Raw genomic sequence first — 19559 nt, 5'->3', positions numbered from 1 at the left:
CTTTATTCCTTTTCTCTTTTTGAATCCATTATACTCGACACTCTCCCCCCTTTTTTTGCTTCTACAAAACTGCTATCTATTGCAACAATTTCAAGGGAGAGTTGTCCATTCTGATAAGAATCACCTATGAGAGAATCAAAGATCTTATCCCAAACACCTTCTTCAGACCATCTTTTTAGTCGTCTCCAAGCAGTTACGTAAGATCCGTATTGTTTGGGCATATCTCGCCATTGACAACCTGTAACAAGAACATAAAGAATTCCATTAATGATCTGACGATCATTTACTCTCTTTCTCCCAACCTTCGGTTGGGGAGGAAGGTGTGAGTGAATATGAGCCCATTGAGCATCAGTAAGTTCTTCGAAATGTATACTAATCCCCTATATAATATAAAATCAAATAATATATAATTTTGAAACAGGCTCCACCTGAAAACCTTACCTGAACCCCAGAAACGTTCCGGAAGAAAGAGCAAGCTTGACCTTTACAAATCCTATATTCTAGAAAAACTCAAAGAACGCCCCTATACTGCTGCTCGCCTCTTTCGTGAAATCAAAGAAATGGGTTTTGATGGAGGAATGACCATCGTCAAGGACTTTGTAAGAGAAGTCCGACCTGAGCAGGGAATCCCTGCTGTACTCCGTTATGAAACAAAACCAGGTGTACAGGCTCAGGTTGACTGGGCAGAGACGGGAACAGTTGAGGTTGATGGAAAGGTAAAGAAACTCTTTTGCTTCAACATGATTCTTGGATATTCCAGAATGAGATATGTTGAATTTACACTGAGTATAGACACTCCCACTCTTATCCAGTGTCATCTAAATGCTTTTGAGTACTTTGGAGGATTTACACAGGAGATTCTCTATGATAACATGGTGCGACGAGAAGTTATGCTATGGATTGCGGAACAACCCGCCATTCTATCCATTCAGAATGTCCCTATTCTGATGTGCATTTCTGGCAACGGATCTGTGCAAAGCTCAGAGGACAATGAGGTGTAAAACTGAACCTGACAGTTCCAAACCGCTAGGGAAAAGGATATATGGAGAACCGAAAGGTGAAGATCTGTTTGAGAGATCGTAACGTAGAACATGCGAAAGCAGGTTAATACGCATGAGCCAAAATGGCATAGAAGCCTGGTTATGACATTCCATGTTGTGTCATGACGAATGGACATATGGCTTCCGGTCTATAGGATCCTCCTAAGTATCCAACAACTATCTATGACATAGAACTCGGTAAACCATTTGTGGTCCTTAATAAGGTAGGAATTCCGCAAGGAAAACCGACGCCACAGGTGGCAGAGGAATTGGCAAAAAGCAAACGGTTTCCTGTAATGGGGAATATAGAGGAAAAAAAAATGCCTCAATGCGAAAGCATGCCCACTTGCCATTAGTCACGAAAGCAACAGGGATTGTTTAATTATGAATGTAAGAGAACCAGAGATAACTTCGGTTACGGACCTTACAGACAAAGAACTCACTCTACGATGGAAAAGTATTGATTGGAAAAGAGTAAAAGAAGCCGTTAATAACCTACAGTCTCGAATTGCAAGTGCAGCTAAGAACGGAAATTGGAAAACTGTGAACAAACTCTCCCGTCTTCTGACCCGGTCCTTTTATGCCAAACTTCTTTCGGTACGTAAAGTAACCACTAACAAGGGAAGTCGAACTCCCGGAATAGATGGCATCATTTGGTCATCAGCGGCAGATAAGATGCGTTTCGCTCTACAACTAACGAACAAAGGCTATCGTGCAAAACCATTAACACGGAAGTACATTCGAAAGAAAAGCGGTAAACTGAGACCTCTTAGCATACCAACTATGTATGACAGAGCAATGCAAACCTTGCACTCTCTGGTGTTGGGCCCAATCGAATCTGCAGCAGGTGATAAAACTTCGTTTGGGTTTAAACCTTATCGTTCCACAAAAGATGCTTATGCCTACCTTCACCTCTGTTTAAGCAAGAAAGTTTCTCCTGAATGGATCGTTGAAGGTGACATTAAAGCCTGCTTTGATGAAATCAGCCATAATTGGATACTTGATAACATCCCTATGGATAAACGAATCCTCAAAGAGTTCCTAAAAGCCGGATATATCGAGAATTATCATCTGTTTCCTACCGAAAAAGGCACACCGCAAGGAGGGCCTATCTCTCCAATAATTGGAAATATGGCCTTAAACGGCTTAGAAAACGCCTTAGCGATGAGATTTTACTCCAGATCCGATGGAACAATTGACAAATCTCATCAAAACAGGCACAAGGTTAATTATGTTCGTTTTGCTGATGACCTTGTGGCAACTGCTGATTCCTCGGAAACAGCTCTTGAAATAATCTATATCATCCAAGCATTTTTAGATCCTCGTGGACTTAAGCTCAGCGAAGAAAAGACTCTTGTGACTAATATTAGTGAAGGGTTTAATTTCCTCGGATGGAACTTCAGGAAATATAAAGGAAAACTCCTTCCGAAGCCATCTAAAGACTCTCAAAAGGAAGTTATCAAGAAAATCAGTGCAATAATCAACGAAGCAAAAGCATGGGATCAAGACCGATTGATACGAACACTCAATCCAATCATTAGAGGATGGGCACAGTATCACAATCATGCAGTTTCATCTGCGGTATTCAGCAAACTTGATAACATAGTCTTTCACATGCTTATCTCCTGGGCGAAAAGAAGACACTCAAATAAAGGCTTCACCTGGATAACGACCAAATACTGGCATAAATCTGATAGCAGAAAATACATATTCTGCACAGAAGTACAGACGTTAGAGAGATTCTCCAATGCCAAAATTGTTAGGCAAAGATTAGCAAGTCTTCAAAATAATCCATTTATCGACAAAGAATATTTCGAACAATGGAAATTCATGGAATACCACCGGAAGAAACGTATCAATATATTCAATTCCGTTCCAAACTGACACCCGAAAGGGTAGTAGTGGCTCGAGCCGGATGAATTGAAAAATTCAAGTCCGGTTCCTAGAAGACGGGGTAGGGAGTAATCCCACCCTGTTATTCGACTCTCATCTTGCAATTGCTCTTGGGATTCAAGCAATAAAAGCAGGAATTTCTGTTTACTTTACCAATACAGGAAACCTTATCGAGAGGTTGAAAATAGCAGATAGAGAAGGAATACTTGAAAAGAAGATCAGGGACTTGATGAAATATAAAGTGCTGATAATTGATGAAATTGGAGTGCGACAAGAAGCTGTATCGAGGATTTCGGGTTAATCCGACGTCCCTTCCGTTTGGGATGTCCCTACCGTGGCATGCGATCTTGGCAACGGGATGGTATGAAGCCCATGGAACAATGTGGAGAAAAATGGAACCCTGATCTGTTCAATCTGCTAGGGAAAAGACGCCATGGAGAAGCAAACGCTGAATCGTTGAAAAGGGTCGTAACATCAAACAGGTGAAAACAGGGTGATAACACCTGAACCAAAAGGTACGGAGCCTGACCATTACTGATGCCTATACAGAATGGTAAACGGACACGATGGCTCTCGGTCCAAAGACGACTCCTAAAGTGTCAAAAAAAAAAAAAAAAATATCCTCGATAGGGAACTTGGTAACCCGTATGCATTCCTCTTAGAAGGTATGGAGGTCGTGAGACCGACAAATACTGCAGACGGAAAAGGATGTTTCAAAAAGCTAATGCCTGCCTGTAATCGGCAGGATAGGGGCATATGCCTCAACCTTAAAAGGTGCAGACTTGAAACAGGTGTTTCACGGCAAAGAAGGGAGGTATACCAATGAAAGTACGACATTCAACTACGCCTGATGGCGAGAAGCGTACTGACCGGGAACTTTCCCGTCAATGGAACTCCATCGACTGGGACGAGGTAAACTCCCGAGTTAATAGGCTACAGGCCCGGATTGCAAAGGCAACACAAGATGGAAACTGGACTCTGGTTAAAAGGCTTACATACTTGTTGGCTCATTCGCACTCGGCTAAACTACTGTCAGTGCGGATTGTTACACAAAACCGGGGAAAACGAACCCCGGGTGTTGACGGAGAACTCTGGAAGACCGCATCGGATAAGATGCGGGCAGCCCTCGTTCTCACCGACCTACAGTACCGCGCGCATCCATTACGTCGTATCTATATTCCCAAACCAGGGAAAGATACCAAACGTCCTCTCTCCATCCCGACCATGAGAGATCGAGCAATGCAGGCGCTCTATGCTATAGCTCTCCAACCTGTAGCAGAAACTACTGCCGATACTCGATCCTTCGGTTTTCGTCTTTTTAAGTGCGCACAGGATGCATCATCATATGCATTCATATGCCTTGGGAAAAATACGTCAAGCCAATGGATTCTGGAAGGAGACATCAAAGGGTGCTTCGATAACATAACTCATGCCTGGCTCAAGAAGAATATTCCGATGGACAGTTCAATTCTGACCCAATTCCTGAAATCCGGTTTCATTTTTGATGGTACATTCTACCACACTGATAAAGGCACGCCTCAAGGAGGCATTGTATCTCCTATCCTTGCCAATATGGCACTGGATGGTATAGAAACGATTCTCACCAAACGTTTCCCGAGGAAGAAAGTACACCTCATCCGTTATGCAGATGACTTTCTGGTCACTGCTCCATCAAAAAAGATAGCAGAAGAGGTACGCGAAATCATTCAGGAATTTCTGACAACCAGGGGTCTTGAACTCTCTTCTGAGAAGACAGTGATCGCCCACATTGACAAAGGTTTTGACTTCCTCGGGTGGAACTTCCGCAAATACAAAGGAACCCTCCTTATCAAGCCATCCCACAAGTCAATCAAGTCGATCACTCAGAAGATCAAGACTGTTGTCCGGAAGGCGAAAGCGTGGACACAAGATCAACTCATCAAAAAGCTCAACCCGATTATCAGGGGATGGACTAACTATCACCGCCATATCGTGGCCAAAGACACGTTCAGTAAACTTGACGCCTATATATGGCAAGTCACTTGGCAATGGGGAAAACGTAGACATCCCAATAAAGGACATAAATGGATTGCAGACAAATATTGGCACTCGGAAGGTAACAGAAACTGGGTATTCCGGACAAAGGATGCAAAACTTCTAAAGTTTTCAGATGCCAAAATCCGTCGACATACCATGCCCAAACTTGATGCCAACCCTTATCTGGACAGGAACTACTTCCTCGAAAGAAAGGAACGCCTCAAGAGACAGACACCATGGATTCAAACCAGACTTTCGTTCTTCGCTTTATGCCGCCCGAAATGGGTTGTGAAATGCGCGAGCGAACTGCGGTGAAAATCGCACGGTTCGTTCCTGGAAGGGGGGGATGGGGGTAACCCCTCCTCCCTATTCGACTATCTACCATTTGATGAAGAAGGAGCTCACTGCCTATTTCAGCTGATCTCCAGACGTTATGAAAAGAGCTCAACGATCTTGACATCGAATAAGTCATATGGAGAATGGGGAGAGATATTCAAAGACCATGTTATAGCGGCTGCTGTGCTTGATAGGCTTCTCCATCATTGTACAACGATTAATATCAAAGGGGAAAGTTACAGGCTGAAAGAAAGGAAAAAACAGGGTATAAAAACGGTAAATATCTATCAGTAATTTTGAGTGAGTTTATGATAAATTGAGTAAAATTTATATCTGAAGGTGGGGAAATTTAAACCGACCAAATTGGGGAAAATTAAACCGCCGTTGACACTGGCGCACCCCGCAGCAAGCTAGCGGGGTATTTGACTGAAATAAAAGAAGAGACTCGCTACAAAAAGTAAATAGAAAAAATAAGAATGTTGAAGATGGATGAGTTATATTTCTGATAATAAATCCTTAATCTCCATTTCATTAAGTAGACACGAATCTATATCATTAGAAGAATATGCCTTTCTGCCAGTCTTCTTGAAGCCTTTTGGAAGCATAGAAGATAAAGATAATATTTCCTCAAAGTTTTCCGGTAATACTATAAACATATCCTCGTTTTCGTAAGCATATTCTGCTTCGTACCTTGTCATCAATTCTTCATATATTTTTTCACCAGGTCTTTTACCAATATTTTTTATTTTGATATCTTCTGGCTTATATCCGCATCGAGGAGCAATTTCTTCGATCATAACTTCTGCTAAATCTTTGACCCTCAATGCAGGCATTTTGAGTATAAAAATCTCTCCCCCTCTAGTAAGTTCGGTGGCCTTGAATACAAGATCTATGGCTTTTGGGACCGTCATCATAAACCGAGTCATATCGGAATCCGTCAGAGTAACAGGCCCACCTTTTGCAATCTGATTTTTAAACAGGGGGACAACCGAGCCACGAGTGTTAAGCACGTTACCGAAACGAACACAAGAAAAAGCTGTACTCCGTTTCCCTCTATAGTAGTTCATGGAAACAGTGAGCCTTTCAGCCAGCAATTTAGTTGCTCCCATAACATTTGTAGGATTGGCGGCTTTGTCTGTGCTGATCAAAATTACCTTGTTGATAGCATGGTCAAGTGCTGCATCCATAATATTTTGGGTGCCAAGGATATTTGTTTTAATCGCATCGAAAGGATTGTATTCACAGAGAGGGACATGCTTGAGAGCAGAAGCATGAAATACAATATCGATCCCTTCAAGAGCTCTATTTATTCTCTCTTTATCCCTTATATCTCCAATTAATGGCCTTATTTTTTTAGACTGGAGTTCATTATAAAGGTCATAAAGCCCTGTTTCATTATTATCAAAAATTCTTATGACATGCGGATCAAATTCAAGAAGTTTCTTTACCAGTACACTTCCAATAGATCCTACTCCTCCAGTGACAAGAATAGATTTGTCCTTAAAAAAATTAGTATTATACATAGGAGTGCTCTCCATAAAAGTTCTTAATCTCATTGACTACACAATCTATTTCCTCAAAAGTCAGACAGGGATGCATGGGCAGAGTTAGGACGTTCTCAGCGAGTTCTTCTGTAACTGGAAGTTTGCATTCATATCCTAAAATATTTTGATAAAAATGAGTAATATGAACCGGAGAAAAATAAATCTTTGTCATAATTTCCCTGCTTGCCAAATAGTCCTTTAATTCATCTCTTTTACCTGCGAAGATTGTGTAAAGCTGGTAAACATTAAAATATGACTCAGGAACTTCTGGATAATGCACATTAGTCCCAATTTCTTTTTTCAAGCGAGATGTAAAATAGAAAGCCCTCTCCCTTCTCATTTTAATAATCTCAGAAGTTTTTTGGATTTGAGAAATTCCAAGAGCAGCTGTTAAACTTGACATTCTGAAATTATATCCTAAAGTTACATAATCCGAAGCTTGAGTGGATGAGAAATACTGACCATTATCCGCTCTTCCATGAGACCGGAGCAATTTTAACTTTTGATAAATTTCCTCAGAATCAGTTACAAGTGCTCCGCCTTCCCCCGTAGTTATGACTTTATTTTGACAGAAACTGAACATTGAAGCATCCCCAAAGCTCCCAACCTTTTTTCCATTGATTTCCGCTCCAAAAGCTTCAGCGGCATCCTCGATTAAAACCAATCCATAGTCATCAGCAATTTCACGCAGTTCCTGGATTTTACAGGGGCATCCCCCATAATGAACAGGCATAATGGCCCGTGTTTTACTGGAGATATTTTCCAGGACCGAATCCGGATCAAGGCCAAACGTTTCTTCTTCAATGTCCGCAAAAACAGGCTTTGCACCGACAAATAGAGCCGAATTTGCTGTAGATATAAAAGTAAATGAAGGTACTATTACCTCATCGCCATCCTTTATTCCATAAGCGAGGAGTGCAGCATGCTGTGCAGAGGTTCCTGAATTGAATGAAACACAGTATTTTGTCCCGATGTAATCTGCAATTAAAGCTTCAAATTCCTGAATAACTGGCCCTTCAGCCCAGTACATCCCACTTTTTATGCAGTTACTCACGTTTTCAACGTCTGATTCATCCCAATAGATTTTAAAAAGAGGAATTTTCCATGACAAGAAATTTCAACTCCAATTAAATTTATTCGTGTTCTTTTTCGGAAATTACAGATTTATCAGAATCTATTTCCTTAATAACTTTTACAGGAACACCAAAAGCTACGACATTAGCAGGGATATCCCTGTTTACAAAACTGAAAGCCCCAATTATTGAATTTTCACCAACTGTTACCCCAGGCATAACTACAGAGTGGCTTCCTATTTTGCAATTCGTCTTCAGGTGGACTTTTCCTTCCCTATTATCAATAGTAGAGATTGAATATATTGAACAGTGGGAACCTATTTGAACATGATCTTCGATTACTACTCCTTGTTTGGCATTAATATAAGTGAAAGCACCAATATCGGTCTTATAACCAAGTTTCAGCTTATCCTTATGCTGAACCATCCAGTTGTATCTAGTTAATTCCCCATCTTTGATCTCGGGGATCTTCCAGTTTTCGAATCTCATATTAATAGCTCAATTTTTTTTGTAATAATCTTTCATTGATATTTACATCACACAATATTTCTGTAATTTTCTCTCCTGCCTTTCCGTTACCATAAGGGTTATTATAACTTTTCATTTTTTGTTTAAAAGCATTATCATAAAGACACATTAATATTTTTGACTCAATATCTTCTTTTTCATAATCAGCATCAATTACATTTTCTCCCCTTTCCCTGCCTCTTTGTCTGGTTCCTATGTTGACTACAGGTAACCTGAATGAAGACGCTTCTATGATTCCACTACTTGAATTTCCTACCAGTACATTGGCCACTTTCAGCAAACTTAAATATTCTTTTCTTGGAATGTTTTTGTATACTTTGATATTTGGATTGTGTTCATAACTGTTTATAATTTCAATCATTTGTCTTCCGCCAGCATCAGCGTTTGGATATACTACAATCGTTTGAAACTTCAGGTCAACTATTGCATCCAACGTTTGCCTGATTTGATCCTGTGCATGCCCAATTTCTATTGACACCGGATGCTGGATGACCACAACTATGGGCCTTGATAAGTCCAAATCGTAGATATCTGCAATTATTTCTGGTTCTATTAACCTTTCATATAATATTGAATCCAAGCCTGGAGCTCCGACAACAAAAACAGTTTCTTTAGGTTCCCCCATCTTAAGAATTCTTTCAGCACTTAATTTGGTCGCTGGAAAATGTATATGGGCAAGTTTTGTAATTGCGTGCCGGGTAAAGTCATCCACTGTGGAACTAATCTCTCCGCCATGAATATGTGCAACCGGAATCCCCAGGTACACTCCTGTGATGGCACCTGCAAGCATTTCTCCCCGGTCTCCCAAGACTAAAATGATGTCTGGATTTATTTTTTGAACTTTCAGGGATAATTGTTGAAGAAGCACTCCAATGAACTCTACCATTGATCCCCGATCATCTTTTTTATAAGTTGCTTCAATTGTATGATATGTAAATCCATCTTTTCTAATTTCATTTACAGTTGTTCCAAACTCTTCCATCATATGCATGCCAGTAGCAACTATTTCCAATTTCAGTCCCAGATGATTATCTATATTTCGAAGAGTGGATTGAATCAGGCCGTAATCAGCTCGAGTTCCTGATATGTATAGAATTTTTCTCATTCTATCATAGCCCACTTAATTGGAGAGTTAATTTTTATTTCGTGGAGGGTTTTTTTCCCTAACACACTGTATAAGTACTTAGGATCGATTCCTTCTTCAGTACCCACTCTTTTTAGCATTACCATTCCTTCTGCAATGATGGTGCCCCTAGGAATATCGACACATGAAACGAGCTTCTTACGCACAAATTTCTTTATGCTTTCTTCTTCTTTTGTGGGCTTTTTTATACCATCTCCAAGTGCACTTTCTATTTCTCTTATACCCTTAACAAGAGCCCCTAATTCCCCAGGGTCAAGAGAAGCTTTGTGATCTGGCCCAGGTAATTTTTTATCAAGTGTAAAGTGCTTTTCGACCACACATGCCCCTAGCACTCTAGCTGCAAGAGATACATTAATACCCATTGTGTGATCTGACAATCCAACTGGCAGCTTAAAGCACGACCTGAGAGTCTTGATGACATTCAAGTTTGCCTCCTCAGCTTTTGCAGGGTAACTGGTTATACAATGCAGGATAATTATGTCTCGTAACCCCTCATTTATTAAAGTGTAAAGAGCTTCTTCGATTTCTCCAAGAGTAGCCATACCAGTGGATAAAATTACAGGTTTATTCTTTTTAGCAATGTGTTGAAGAAGAGGAAGATTGGTTAGTTCTCCAGAACCTATTTTGAAAAGGGGCACACCTATTTTATCCAGAAAATCTACACTTTCATTATCAAAAGGAGTGGAAAGGAAGATAATATTCTTATTTTCTGCATAAGCTTTAAGTTCTTCAAAGTTTGATTCAGTCAACTCGAGCTTTTTAAGCATCTGATACTGAGATTCCTCTGAGTCTGTACCCTTCATCTGATATTCTGCTTTTTCTGTATCCAGAAGTACAAGTTTCTCAGCTTTGAATGTCTGAAACTTAACTGCATCTACTCCTACATCAGCGGCAATATCTATCAATTTCTTTGCAAAATTGATATCCCCATTATGATTAACGCCAGCTTCTGCAATAATAAAGCATGGTTCATCTTCCCCGATAAATTTATCAAAGATTTTTATTCTCGTCATCAAAAATTACCCCTATTCGGTAGTTTGCAGCTTTTGAAAACTATGAGCCCGACAAGATTATAACAGTTTCTTTGACGTCTTAAGTATTGATTCAGCCACAATAAAATCTAACTCATTATCAATGTCTACACTTCTTATAGAAGGCATTATATATGGTGAGATGTTGGAGGAATTGAAACTTCTATATTCTTGAAGAGTTTCAACTGTGGATATGTATATCGCACCATTAGGCATATAACTTTTAGGAAGGTCCTGACGTCTCATTTTTAAATAATTGTTTTCTAGAATTGGTTTAAGATATTGATTATCTATTTTATAAGCCCAGAATGGAGGATGCTCACTTTCACGAACACTGATTACAGAGTCACATTCATCCTTCAAGAACAAATCAATAGCATTATCAATATCCTGCGAATTTCTTAGTGGTGAAGTTGGTTGTAATAGAACAACAACAGTCCGTTTTTCACTTTGAATCTCCAGAGATTCAAAAACATGAAAAACTGCATCAATTGTAGGGGAATCATCTTGAGCCAAGATAGAAGGTCTTTTGACAATTTCTGCTCCATATTTCTTTGAAATTTTTTCGATTTCTTCGTCGTCTGTAGATACTACTACTCGATTTAGATATTTAGATTTCAGAGCTCCTTCGATAGTATATGCAATAAGAGGCTTTCCTGCAAGCAACTTGATATTCTTTCGGGATATACCTTTACTACCGCATCTTGCTGGAATTATTGAAATGATTTTTGTATTCATTTTATTCAACCTTAAGTTAATACTTTCTCGATATATTTAATTACTCTGTCAGTTGAGTTTCCATCATTTTTATACAAGTTTTCTAACAAAAAAACGCTTCTATATTTCTCCAAGTCTTGGCAATTATCCAATAATTGTGTAATTGATGGTAAAAGATTGTTTTTGGAATAAACACCTAAAGCTACTCCTTTGTTCACATAATCCATACGATCGGGATTGTCACTCAGATTCAAAATTAACAAAGGCTTACCTAATGCTATTGCTTCCATTGCAGTAGTCGAATCTTTTGTGATCAATAAATCAGAACAAAATATCTGTTCATAAGTATCAGAATTTCTAGGTAATAAAATTACTTTTGAGGAAGATAAGCTAATATATTTTTTAATTAATTCTTCATATTCGTCTCCTTCAGCAGGATGTTGCTTTATTAATAAAATAACATTATTCAGATGAGATATTGCACTAAAAACTGAATTAAAATTCACAATGTTCTCATTCATGCTAATTCCGTGACATTGTGTTGTCCACAAAATAATTTTCTTGTTTTGTTCAATATTATATTTTTCAAAAAATCGGTGTTTTGAATAAATTTTGTCCACATAATGTAGTACATCATATCTTGGTTGCCCTACGACTATAACTTCCTTAGAATCATTAGATGATCGTTTAATTATTTCGAACTTAGTACCAGATACTAAAAAAGAATCAGCAATTATGTTATTCAAAGAAAACATATCAATAAACATTTTTTTAAACTCTTCTTTCTCACAGTCTATCGAAGCAGATTGCAAAAGGACTAATTTTAGGTTTTCGACATTTGACTTGGGTTTCAAATACATTACATCATCATTTGCCATAACTAACTTTGGCTTGTGTTTATTTAAGAGATTTTGAAGGCTATAATCATAGAAATGTACGTGAAACATCCGTTTTATTGTGAAAAATTCTTCAAATGAAAGAAACAAATAATCACAACAATTATCCTTAAGAAAATGATAAAACTTCTCTTTAGAGAATCTCCATTTTAAATTAATAAATATACTTAATAAAGCTGATTTAAAAAATATAAAAGGGCTACTATATCTGACTAGACTATATGCATTTATGTCGTCGATCTCTGGAGTAGATTCAAAGTGCATATTTATTAAAACGTTTTTATAATCTGGATGTTTGAGTTTTAACTCGTGAATTATATTCCCAAATAAATAATCTGAAACGAAGCTTTTTCCATTTTTATTTTTCAGAGTGAAAAAGCGATTTCGTGACAAAAAGAGAATATCTAAATTATCAGATGACGTATTGGAAATAAAAGCTTGTTCCAAAATATATATAGCTTTAGTAGCTAAGTCAATTTTACTAGGTTGTGCATATGTTTTATATTTATCTTGTAAATAATAACTAGATTTTTTATAAAATCGGTTTGTAAGAAAAAAATTCATATAATAAGTTACAAGATAATACGACCCAATATTTATTAAGAAGAGATTATGTAAACTTCTATAAGAAAATACTTTATCAAACTGACTTTTTGTTAACATATTTTCACTTTGATCCATAAAAATTCCTTACCTATTACTATCATGAGAGAATAAAGTTTTAAAATAACGAAGACGTTTAGTTTCAATTTTTGTCAGATAAGTTCCCAAAGTTTTTTATTGAAGATAAGTTTTTGTTGAAGATTATAGCCTCTGACTTATATCCTTTTCAAATTGTATGGGAAATTTTCGAACTAGAAAACACATAATATTTTTTAAGAAATTTTGAGGGTAGAGTCATATTCTGGTTGTTTTTTCAACATTTATACTTTGTTACTTTTCAATCTGTAAAATTTACTTTTTCTACTTAGGAATGATTGTAAAATAACTTCAAGTTTTCACTTCTGGAATTGCTCTATAATTCCATTTCCCCAAATAATCGTCAAATACAATTTTCATGTTTTCCTTGAAGTTTTCACTTATTTTTCTTGCTTTTGCATAAACTTTATTTTTGATAGTCGAAAACACTTTTAGTCCTGTTGATGTAGAAGTCTTATCAACAAGGCTTTTGACCACATCAATACTGCTAAAGACAACACCTTTGCAGGCACTTGTAACATGACAGAATAACCTGTGTTCTATTGGATTGTATTTCGAAGTATATGATGGATAATGAGCCATTCTGATTTCAATCCCAATTTCGTCTACTAGTTTTTGTAAGTCTTCTTTAAATATAAAATGTCTACTTGAGTTGCTTCCACCGCTATCGGCTAAGGTTAAAACGCTATTTGCTTCTGGATAATTTTGCTTACCGCAGTTTTCCCACCAGTCTTTAATGCCATCACAACAAAACTCGCTTGTATCCTTACTGGTTCCTAAAGTGATGTATCCTTCGTTACGTTTTAAGTCGTAAATGCCATGTGGAATTACAACGCCATCTGAAAATGTATTGAAATCGTGGTCATAAACCTTAACTGGCTGAGTACAATAAACTTTTCCGTCACGGTAGAAGTTGCCTATGAATTCTTTTTTTTGACATCTATACTGATAATCGGATTCTTGCTTTTTGAGTACTCTTCTTTTAACTCACGAATCCTCTCAAACTGCTCATTCCTATCTTTACAATCTTTCATTGTGACGGTTTTTTGCATCTTTCTCTTTGCAAAACCATGTTTCTTTAAGAGCTGCTTTACTACATGGGGACTTATGTTCATGCCTTTTGCTTCAAAAGCCTTTGAAATCTCCTTAAGACTCCGATTTGTCCATTTTATTTCGTTATCCATAGGGCTTCCAGCCGTATGATCTTTTAAAATCTCAAAGAAAACTTCATCAATATTCTCGACTGTATCGATGATTTTCTTTTTACCTCCACCAGGCTTTCGAATCCTGTTATCTGGTTTTTCTATACCATTAGTGATTTCACTAATTCCAGCCATAACAGTTTGAAAATGGCAGCCTAGAACACTACTTATGTAGTTTTGTCCCCCATGACCTAATTTCATTGCTTCTATGGCTGCATATCTTCTTCGATCTTTCTCATTTAAAGTGTTATAAAACGCTTTCATTTGTTTTTCAATTTCTTCAGAATATTTTGTGCGCAGCATTAAAGTAAATTCCTTGTCATTTCTAACAGATTTTAATCAACATTATTATATGACAAGAAAAATACTTTAAATTATATATTTGTTATTCCTTAATTTGCAGACGATAAGAATATTTCAATATTCATTGAATTATAAATCTTATTGATGGAAGTATCATCTCGTAACCTGATAAAATCAGATTCGTTATATCTCCCTACCTTAACATAACTAGGTACTTCTTGATATAATAATTCATCAATAGTTAAAAGCACAATGTAAAATTGACTGCCAAGCTCAAAATTTATATCTCTGATGCTAGAAGAGTTATTAGAATATCCGAAATGATCAGGGAAACGATAAAGAGAATCTTTAGAATCTTTTTCACCAAGTAGATCACGGAATCGATTTATTTGACTTAATGGTATACTAACAATTGCATCGTTATTTTTTAGATTATAAAACCAATTCATTCCTTCCACTTCATTATAGGAAAGAGCCGTATTTGTCCGGAAAACTTGTGGAGAATCAAAACATCCAAAAAGAGTGAATGTCCATATAGAAGTAAGAATTAAGCAGACTAAAAAAATATTGTAATTAGATTTCGATTTCCGCAAGAAAAGTATGTATATTGATAAAGCAAAAAGTGGTATTTGCGCATAAACCATAAAGTTCAGATTCATAATTCTATCTGGCTGATGAGATATAAGAGGGTTTATAAGCAAGACAAACTGTATAAATGAAAAAAGAATATACAGAGCAACTAAATAGGGATAATTTATGAAAATCTTTTTCTTTAAATAAGATTTATTATAATAAACAAATATAAATGAAGAAATAATAAATATTCCAGGAATCAAGTATCTCCCATAAAAAATACTAAAAAGTTGCACATAATCCAAAAAGCCAAAATGGATTTTAGTTAGCTTATCTGTAGTTTCAAAAAAAACCGGATCTGTTATCTTATTAATATAACTAATATAACTTCTCCTAAAATCACCCATAAGTTTTTCGCTATACACAAACCAGCTAAAGAATGATACTGTTAGAATTAGAAAACTAACTAAGTTTACTGGTGGTATCTTCAAAAATCCTAACTGAGAAATAGATGGAATTTTGGAAACTAAATGGAATAGAAATGTTATGATTAAAAAAAACACAATAAAAGGATGCGTATAAGGTATTAGCAAGGTCACCAGAACAAAAATCACTGAAAATTGAGTACTATACTTTTTATTGTTGAAATATGAGTACATCAAAAACAAATATAGTGGTATGAATGCAAAAAATAAAGCATGAGGTACGTTCAAAGAATTGTATGTTCCTAAATACAGCATGAATGAAGGAACTATGATTAACGATTTTATGCGAGGATGAGGAAGTACTACTTTTGAGAACAGATAAATACCCATAATAAAAATAAAAGAGAATAAGATGGGCACTATAAAAGATGTAAGATTAACTGCCAAACCAGAAATAATGGATATGCAGGCCCCTATAATATGACTAGCAGGATAAATATCCCAATGTGCAAAATGACCCGAATTTGCAATTTGTAAGTACTCCCCAATGTAAGACATGTCATCTGCACGACCCATCGAATAATATCCTAACATGTAAGGTATAAGAAGTATTTCTAAATGATTAAGACAAAGGATTGACACTCCAATTATCTTTTTTCCATTAAGAACAAGAAGTGATGCTGCAAAATAACAGAAAATAAATCCTAGATAAAAATTAAAGGGAAAAGCCGAGTAAATATCTACAATATATCCGACAGGCTCAACAAACATAAGTAGAAGCGCGTTTCTTATCAATAAGATAAAACATACTATTGATAATGACAAAAAAATCTGATTTTTATCGGCTTTCATGACATCACACTAATTTAAAGGTTACAATTCTTTCAACATATTTTATCGTAAATGGTCACTATTTGTGAAGCTATATTCTCCCACCGATATTGTTCTGCATAATTTAGAATTTTTCCTTCATCCCAATTTTTATCTAAAACCAACAATATATTCTTAGCTAGTTCTTTTGGTCTTCCAGAGTCACATAACAATCCATAATCATCATACTTAATAATCTCAGGGACACCACCAACTCTTGTTCCCACAAAAGGTTTCCCACACCCCAAGCATTCGAACAAAACTAAGGGGTTTCCTTCATTTAAACTCGGTAACACAAAAATATCACAAGCGTTCATCCATAATGGTATGTCTCCATGAGGTTTGATGCCAACAAGTTTTGCATAATCAAACAATCCTAAGTCTGTTATCTGTTTCTCTAATTTCGTTTTCAATGGTCCTCCACCTACGATAAAAAATAGTACATCTTTTCTTACTTTTACGATATGACTTATAGCTTCAATAAGATATTTATGCCCTTTAATCTCTTCCAAATGACCTACAGTCAAAATTATTTTTTTGTCAGCTGGCAAACCCAGTAATTTCCTACATTCAATAGTATTAATTGGATGAAAAATATCCGCTCTATATCCGTTTGGGAGAACTTTTACTGGTGTTTTCACGTCCAATTTTTCTATGCATTCTAAATTGCTGTTACTCACTGTAACAATAGCATCAGCAGAATTAAGAACATACATAATTTTATGTTTCCATTGATCATCTTTAAATGGTAACTTATAGATATCATATCCATGAGCAGTAACTACAAAAGGCACTCCATATTTTTCTTTTAATTTTGCACCTACGTATCCAGCAGACCAAGTAAAATTTGAGTGAATTATATCAAATTTGATATTGTATTTCTTGATAAAGTTCTCTACACTCTTTAAATGTTTTTCTCCGAGATTTTTGTATTGAAAATCTGCAGGGAAATACATAATCGGTGTAGAATATACTTTAACATTAGAAGGCATATTATGAGCGTCAATCTTTTTATCGCTTCTATATATCTCTAATGAATTAATATGAAAATATTTAGATATGTCTATAAGTGGATTGGATCTAACTAAAACCGTGACATTCTGAAAATATTTTGCCACTGATTCAATAGAATCTTTTTGAAAACTAGCGTAAGAATGACATATATATAATATATTTTTTTTCATAGATTTTTCTCCAAAAATCGCTCCATAATTACGGTTTCAATAGGGATTCCAATTAGATTACTTTTTAGAGCTATTTTTATCTTGAGATCCCATTTTCAGGCCTGATAGTTCAGCTAGATTCTTAGTTAGTATAGAAGCGACATTTGTAATTTCCAAATTAAAAATTAAATCCATGGCGCTTAAATAAGGCTCAAACCCATCCCATCTTTGTTGGTATTCAAAAGGTTCAAAATCAAAATATTCTAAAGAAATATCATTTTTCTCAAATTTGCTTATGTCCATGTATTTTCTTCCACCCGCACCCGAAATATATGCATCTCCACCTACTTGGTTTACAATCTCAACTAACAAATCCGTATTTTTTAAATTTTCATTTAAATTTAAACCACTTGCTTTGACAATATCAGTTTTTATCTTTAACTTATCTTTTAGATATAAAATTCCAAATTCATTCCACTCTTGTAGCTTTTTAAATTGTTCACCTTCTGTAAAATACTCTTCAATAAATTCATCATTGAAAAAAGGGCACTTTGAGTAGTTAGAAATGATAGAGGTTTTATGTTTTCGTAACCATTTTCTATCTGTAGGTAAAGGTACATCTTTAATGGATTTAGAAGTATGAATTTTTTCAATAGGTATTGTAAGCCACATCCAATTATCGGGAGTTCTTATTTTAGTTCTTTGAGTATAACTGTCTTTAGAGAATTGAACATTATCTAAAATTACAAACACGTCAGATAATTCCATTTTTTGGAAATAACCAATATATGGAAGGTAATTTGGTTGATGAATAGAAACTTTCATAGGTATCAGTTTATATGTTTATAAGGATAATTCCATTTTATATAGATCATGTTTCTTTCCGTTTACATTGACCGAATCTTGATAAATATTAACGATCCTGAAACCACATTTTTTGTAAAGAGCTAAACCCTTTTCATTCGTAGAGAGAACTTCTAAAAAAATAATGCCTACTAAGTTATTTTTTGCTAATTGTATTAATTTTTCCATTAATTTTGTACCTAATCCCTTACCCTGAAACTCATCTTTGATAGCAATACCTAATCTTCCTATTAATTTACCATTAGAGGAATAACCATGTAATACAAAGTGTGCAAAACCAAGAAGATGATTTTGTTCGTCAAAAGCACCTACAATAAAATACAAATATTTTGGGTAAAAACGACGTATAATTTTAGCAAAGGGTGTATGCGAAATAACCAAGGCGATTTGAGCCAAAAACCAAAGAGGTTTCTTTGGCTTTCCATAAATGATTGAATTATAGTATTGCTTACTATTCGCAGAGAGAGAATCATACAGATGGTGTGCTGATAAAAGATCTCTAAGATTTAACACCCGAATTGTATACATCATTTCACCTGTCTTTTTAAATAATTTCTCTAATACATTCAAAGACTTCTGCATATTCTTTTCCAATCATAGTCCCTCTTGTAAATGCAGAAGCACGAATATAATTTTCATCAAAATAGGTCCTAAACGATTGAGAGTTATATTTTTTTAGAGCATTAATCTTATTTTGGATGAAACTTTCATTGAGTTCAACAAATATGTCAGTTCGAAAACTTAAGTTATTCCAAGGATGCTCCATTCCCCATATCGAAGAACTCTTTTTAAACGCTCTCAAGCTTTCTTCATAAATAATATGATGGTCCTGGTGGGTATCAAAAGAAGAAGGTGTAATTACTAAATCAGGTTGAATCTCTCTTCCAATTGTTATCATTTTATCTAATATTTTTTGTCTATTTTTTGGAAATTCTCTTACTTCAAAATCTAATAAAAGTACATATTCTGGATTTATACCTAGCTCAGAAGTCGCCTTTAAACATTCTTCTTTTAAAATATCTTCAGCATAGCATTTAGGTACAGATTTTTCGCAAGATGAAAATGAAACATAAAATACATTTTTGTTTTCACTAATGAACTTAGAGATAGTACCTCCAGCAGAGATCTCTCCATCGTCTGTGTGAGGCGACAATATTAATATATTATCAAACATCTTGATCAACTTTTATCGAATAATATTTTTTATTCATCAACGAGATTAGTTATTTGTATATTGGAATG

Annotated in this window: 16 protein-coding genes and 4 pseudogenes; 6 read left to right on the top strand and 14 right to left on the bottom strand. The window is 35.8% G+C overall.

Features of this window, described 5'->3' with window-relative positions; genetic code table 11:
* Nucleotides 1-2: 2 nt before the first annotated feature.
* Nucleotides 3-371 (bottom strand): IS5 family transposase, encoded by a 369-nt coding sequence (locus ACZ5A8_RS00775; protein WP_464533969.1) that lies wholly within the window; start codon nt 369-371, stop codon nt 3-5.
* Nucleotides 372-422: 51 nt separating this feature from the next.
* Between ACZ5A8_RS00775 and ACZ5A8_RS00770 the strand changes: the two are divergent.
* The 6 genes and pseudogenes from ACZ5A8_RS00770 to ACZ5A8_RS00745 form a co-directional block, all read left to right on the top strand.
* Nucleotides 423-875, top strand: a pseudogene (locus ACZ5A8_RS00770) (IS21 family transposase); the annotation flags it as partial.
* A gap of 549 nt (nt 876-1424) precedes the next feature.
* Nucleotides 1425-2924, top strand: a complete 1500-nt coding sequence (gene ltrA, locus ACZ5A8_RS00765; RefSeq protein WP_464531686.1) for a group II intron reverse transcriptase/maturase — start codon at nt 1425-1427, stop codon at nt 2922-2924.
* A gap of 97 nt (nt 2925-3021) precedes the next feature.
* Nucleotides 3022-3198: pseudogene (locus ACZ5A8_RS00760) on the top strand (ATP-binding protein); the annotation flags it as partial.
* Between the two features lie 98 nt (nt 3199-3296).
* Complete coding sequence (locus ACZ5A8_RS00755) at nt 3297-3419, top strand: hypothetical protein (protein ID WP_464531685.1); 123 nt, start codon at nt 3297-3299, stop codon at nt 3417-3419.
* Between the two features lie 336 nt (nt 3420-3755).
* On the top strand, nt 3756-5264 hold the full coding sequence (gene ltrA / locus ACZ5A8_RS00750) for a group II intron reverse transcriptase/maturase (protein ID WP_464531684.1): 1509 nt from the start codon (nt 3756-3758) through the stop codon (nt 5262-5264).
* A 60-nt stretch (nt 5265-5324) separates the two neighbouring features.
* Nucleotides 5325-5579, top strand: a pseudogene (locus tag ACZ5A8_RS00745) (ATP-binding protein); the annotation flags it as partial.
* 200 nt (nt 5580-5779) lie between these two features.
* Here the strand turns inward: ACZ5A8_RS00745 and ACZ5A8_RS00740 are convergent.
* The 13 genes and pseudogenes from ACZ5A8_RS00740 to ACZ5A8_RS00680 all read right to left on the bottom strand — a co-directional run bounded on the left by ACZ5A8_RS00740 (nt 5780) and on the right by ACZ5A8_RS00680 (nt 19491).
* Nucleotides 5780-6808 carry a UDP-N-acetylglucosamine 4,6-dehydratase family protein gene (locus ACZ5A8_RS00740; protein WP_464531682.1) on the bottom strand — a complete coding sequence of 343 codons (1029 nt, stop codon included), beginning with the start codon at nt 6806-6808 and terminating at the stop codon, nt 5780-5782.
* On the bottom strand, nt 6801-7940 hold the full coding sequence (locus ACZ5A8_RS00735) for a DegT/DnrJ/EryC1/StrS family aminotransferase (RefSeq protein ID WP_464531681.1): 1140 nt from the start codon (nt 7938-7940) through the stop codon (nt 6801-6803). Before ACZ5A8_RS00735 ends, ACZ5A8_RS00740 begins: the two co-directional genes overlap by 8 nt.
* 22 nt (nt 7941-7962) lie before the next feature.
* The gene (locus ACZ5A8_RS00730; RefSeq protein WP_464531680.1) at nt 7963-8391 is read right to left on the bottom strand and encodes an acyltransferase; all 429 of its coding nucleotides are present in this window, start codon (nt 8389-8391) and stop codon (nt 7963-7965) included.
* A 1-nt stretch (nt 8392) separates the two neighbouring features.
* Nucleotides 8393-9535: a UDP-N-acetylglucosamine 2-epimerase gene (gene neuC, locus ACZ5A8_RS00725; RefSeq protein WP_464531679.1), complete on the bottom strand. Its 1143-nt coding sequence runs from the start codon at nt 9533-9535 to the stop codon at nt 8393-8395.
* On the bottom strand, nt 9532-10587 hold the full coding sequence (gene neuB, locus ACZ5A8_RS00720; RefSeq protein ID WP_464531677.1) for an N-acetylneuraminate synthase: 1056 nt from the start codon (nt 10585-10587) through the stop codon (nt 9532-9534). The genes neuC and neuB overlap by 4 nt, the downstream gene beginning before the upstream one ends.
* A 57-nt stretch (nt 10588-10644) precedes the next feature.
* A complete protein-coding gene (locus ACZ5A8_RS00715) occupies nt 10645-11343 on the bottom strand; it encodes an acylneuraminate cytidylyltransferase family protein (RefSeq protein ID WP_464531676.1) in 699 nt (232 codons plus the stop codon).
* An 11-nt stretch (nt 11344-11354) separates the two neighbouring features.
* Nucleotides 11355-12899, bottom strand: coding sequence for a CDP-glycerol glycerophosphotransferase family protein (locus ACZ5A8_RS00710; protein WP_464531675.1), 1545 nt, complete (start codon nt 12897-12899; stop codon nt 11355-11357).
* A 309-nt stretch (nt 12900-13208) separates the two neighbouring features.
* A pseudogene (locus tag ACZ5A8_RS00705) lies at nt 13209-14101 on the bottom strand (ISAzo13 family transposase).
* A gap of 410 nt (nt 14102-14511) precedes the next feature.
* A complete protein-coding gene (locus ACZ5A8_RS00700; protein WP_464531673.1) occupies nt 14512-16272 on the bottom strand; it encodes a hypothetical protein in 1761 nt (586 codons plus the stop codon).
* A gap of 32 nt (nt 16273-16304) precedes the next feature.
* A complete protein-coding gene (locus ACZ5A8_RS00695) occupies nt 16305-17474 on the bottom strand; it encodes a glycosyltransferase (protein WP_464531672.1) in 1170 nt (389 codons plus the stop codon).
* A 57-nt stretch (nt 17475-17531) separates the two neighbouring features.
* Nucleotides 17532-18278 (bottom strand): WbqC family protein, encoded by a 747-nt coding sequence (locus ACZ5A8_RS00690; protein WP_464531671.1) that lies wholly within the window; start codon nt 18276-18278, stop codon nt 17532-17534.
* An 18-nt stretch (nt 18279-18296) separates the two neighbouring features.
* Nucleotides 18297-18911 (bottom strand): N-acetyltransferase family protein, encoded by a 615-nt coding sequence (locus ACZ5A8_RS00685; RefSeq protein WP_464531670.1) that lies wholly within the window; start codon nt 18909-18911, stop codon nt 18297-18299.
* Nucleotides 18862-19491, bottom strand: coding sequence for a PIG-L deacetylase family protein (locus ACZ5A8_RS00680; RefSeq protein ID WP_464531668.1), 630 nt, complete (start codon nt 19489-19491; stop codon nt 18862-18864). Before ACZ5A8_RS00680 ends, ACZ5A8_RS00685 begins: the two co-directional genes overlap by 50 nt.
* Nucleotides 19492-19559: the final 68 nt, after the last annotated feature.

Source organism: Methanosarcina subterranea (assembly GCF_055385895.1).
Note: the sequence above shows the minus strand (reverse complement) of the source record. Positions and strands in the feature narration are given on the sequence as shown.

Bases quoted from the DNA above. Each gene is read 5' to 3' on its own strand.
- ltrA (WP_464531686.1), top strand. From the start codon at position 1,425: ATGAATGTAAGAGAACCAGAGATAACTTCGGTTACGGACCTTACAGAC.
- ACZ5A8_RS00755 (WP_464531685.1), top strand. From the start codon at position 3,297: ATGAAGCCCATGGAACAATGTGGAGAAAAATGGAACCCTGATCTGTTC.
- ltrA (WP_464531684.1), top strand. From the start codon at position 3,756: ATGAAAGTACGACATTCAACTACGCCTGATGGCGAGAAGCGTACTGAC.
- ACZ5A8_RS00740 (WP_464531682.1), bottom strand. From the start codon at position 6,808: ATGTATAATACTAATTTTTTTAAGGACAAATCTATTCTTGTCACTGGA.
- ACZ5A8_RS00730 (WP_464531680.1), bottom strand. From the start codon at position 8,391: ATGAGATTCGAAAACTGGAAGATCCCCGAGATCAAAGATGGGGAATTA.
- neuC (WP_464531679.1), bottom strand. From the start codon at position 9,535: ATGAGAAAAATTCTATACATATCAGGAACTCGAGCTGATTACGGCCTG.
- neuB (WP_464531677.1), bottom strand. From the start codon at position 10,587: ATGACGAGAATAAAAATCTTTGATAAATTTATCGGGGAAGATGAACCA.
- ACZ5A8_RS00715 (WP_464531676.1), bottom strand. From the start codon at position 11,343: ATGAATACAAAAATCATTTCAATAATTCCAGCAAGATGCGGTAGTAAA.
- ACZ5A8_RS00710 (WP_464531675.1), bottom strand. From the start codon at position 12,899: ATGGATCAAAGTGAAAATATGTTAACAAAAAGTCAGTTTGATAAAGTA.
- ACZ5A8_RS00700 (WP_464531673.1), bottom strand. From the start codon at position 16,272: ATGAAAGCCGATAAAAATCAGATTTTTTTGTCATTATCAATAGTATGT.
- ACZ5A8_RS00695 (WP_464531672.1), bottom strand. From the start codon at position 17,474: ATGAAAAAAAATATATTATATATATGTCATTCTTACGCTAGTTTTCAA.
- ACZ5A8_RS00690 (WP_464531671.1), bottom strand. From the start codon at position 18,278: ATGAAAGTTTCTATTCATCAACCAAATTACCTTCCATATATTGGTTAT.
- ACZ5A8_RS00680 (WP_464531668.1), bottom strand. From the start codon at position 19,491: ATGTTTGATAATATATTAATATTGTCGCCTCACACAGACGATGGAGAG.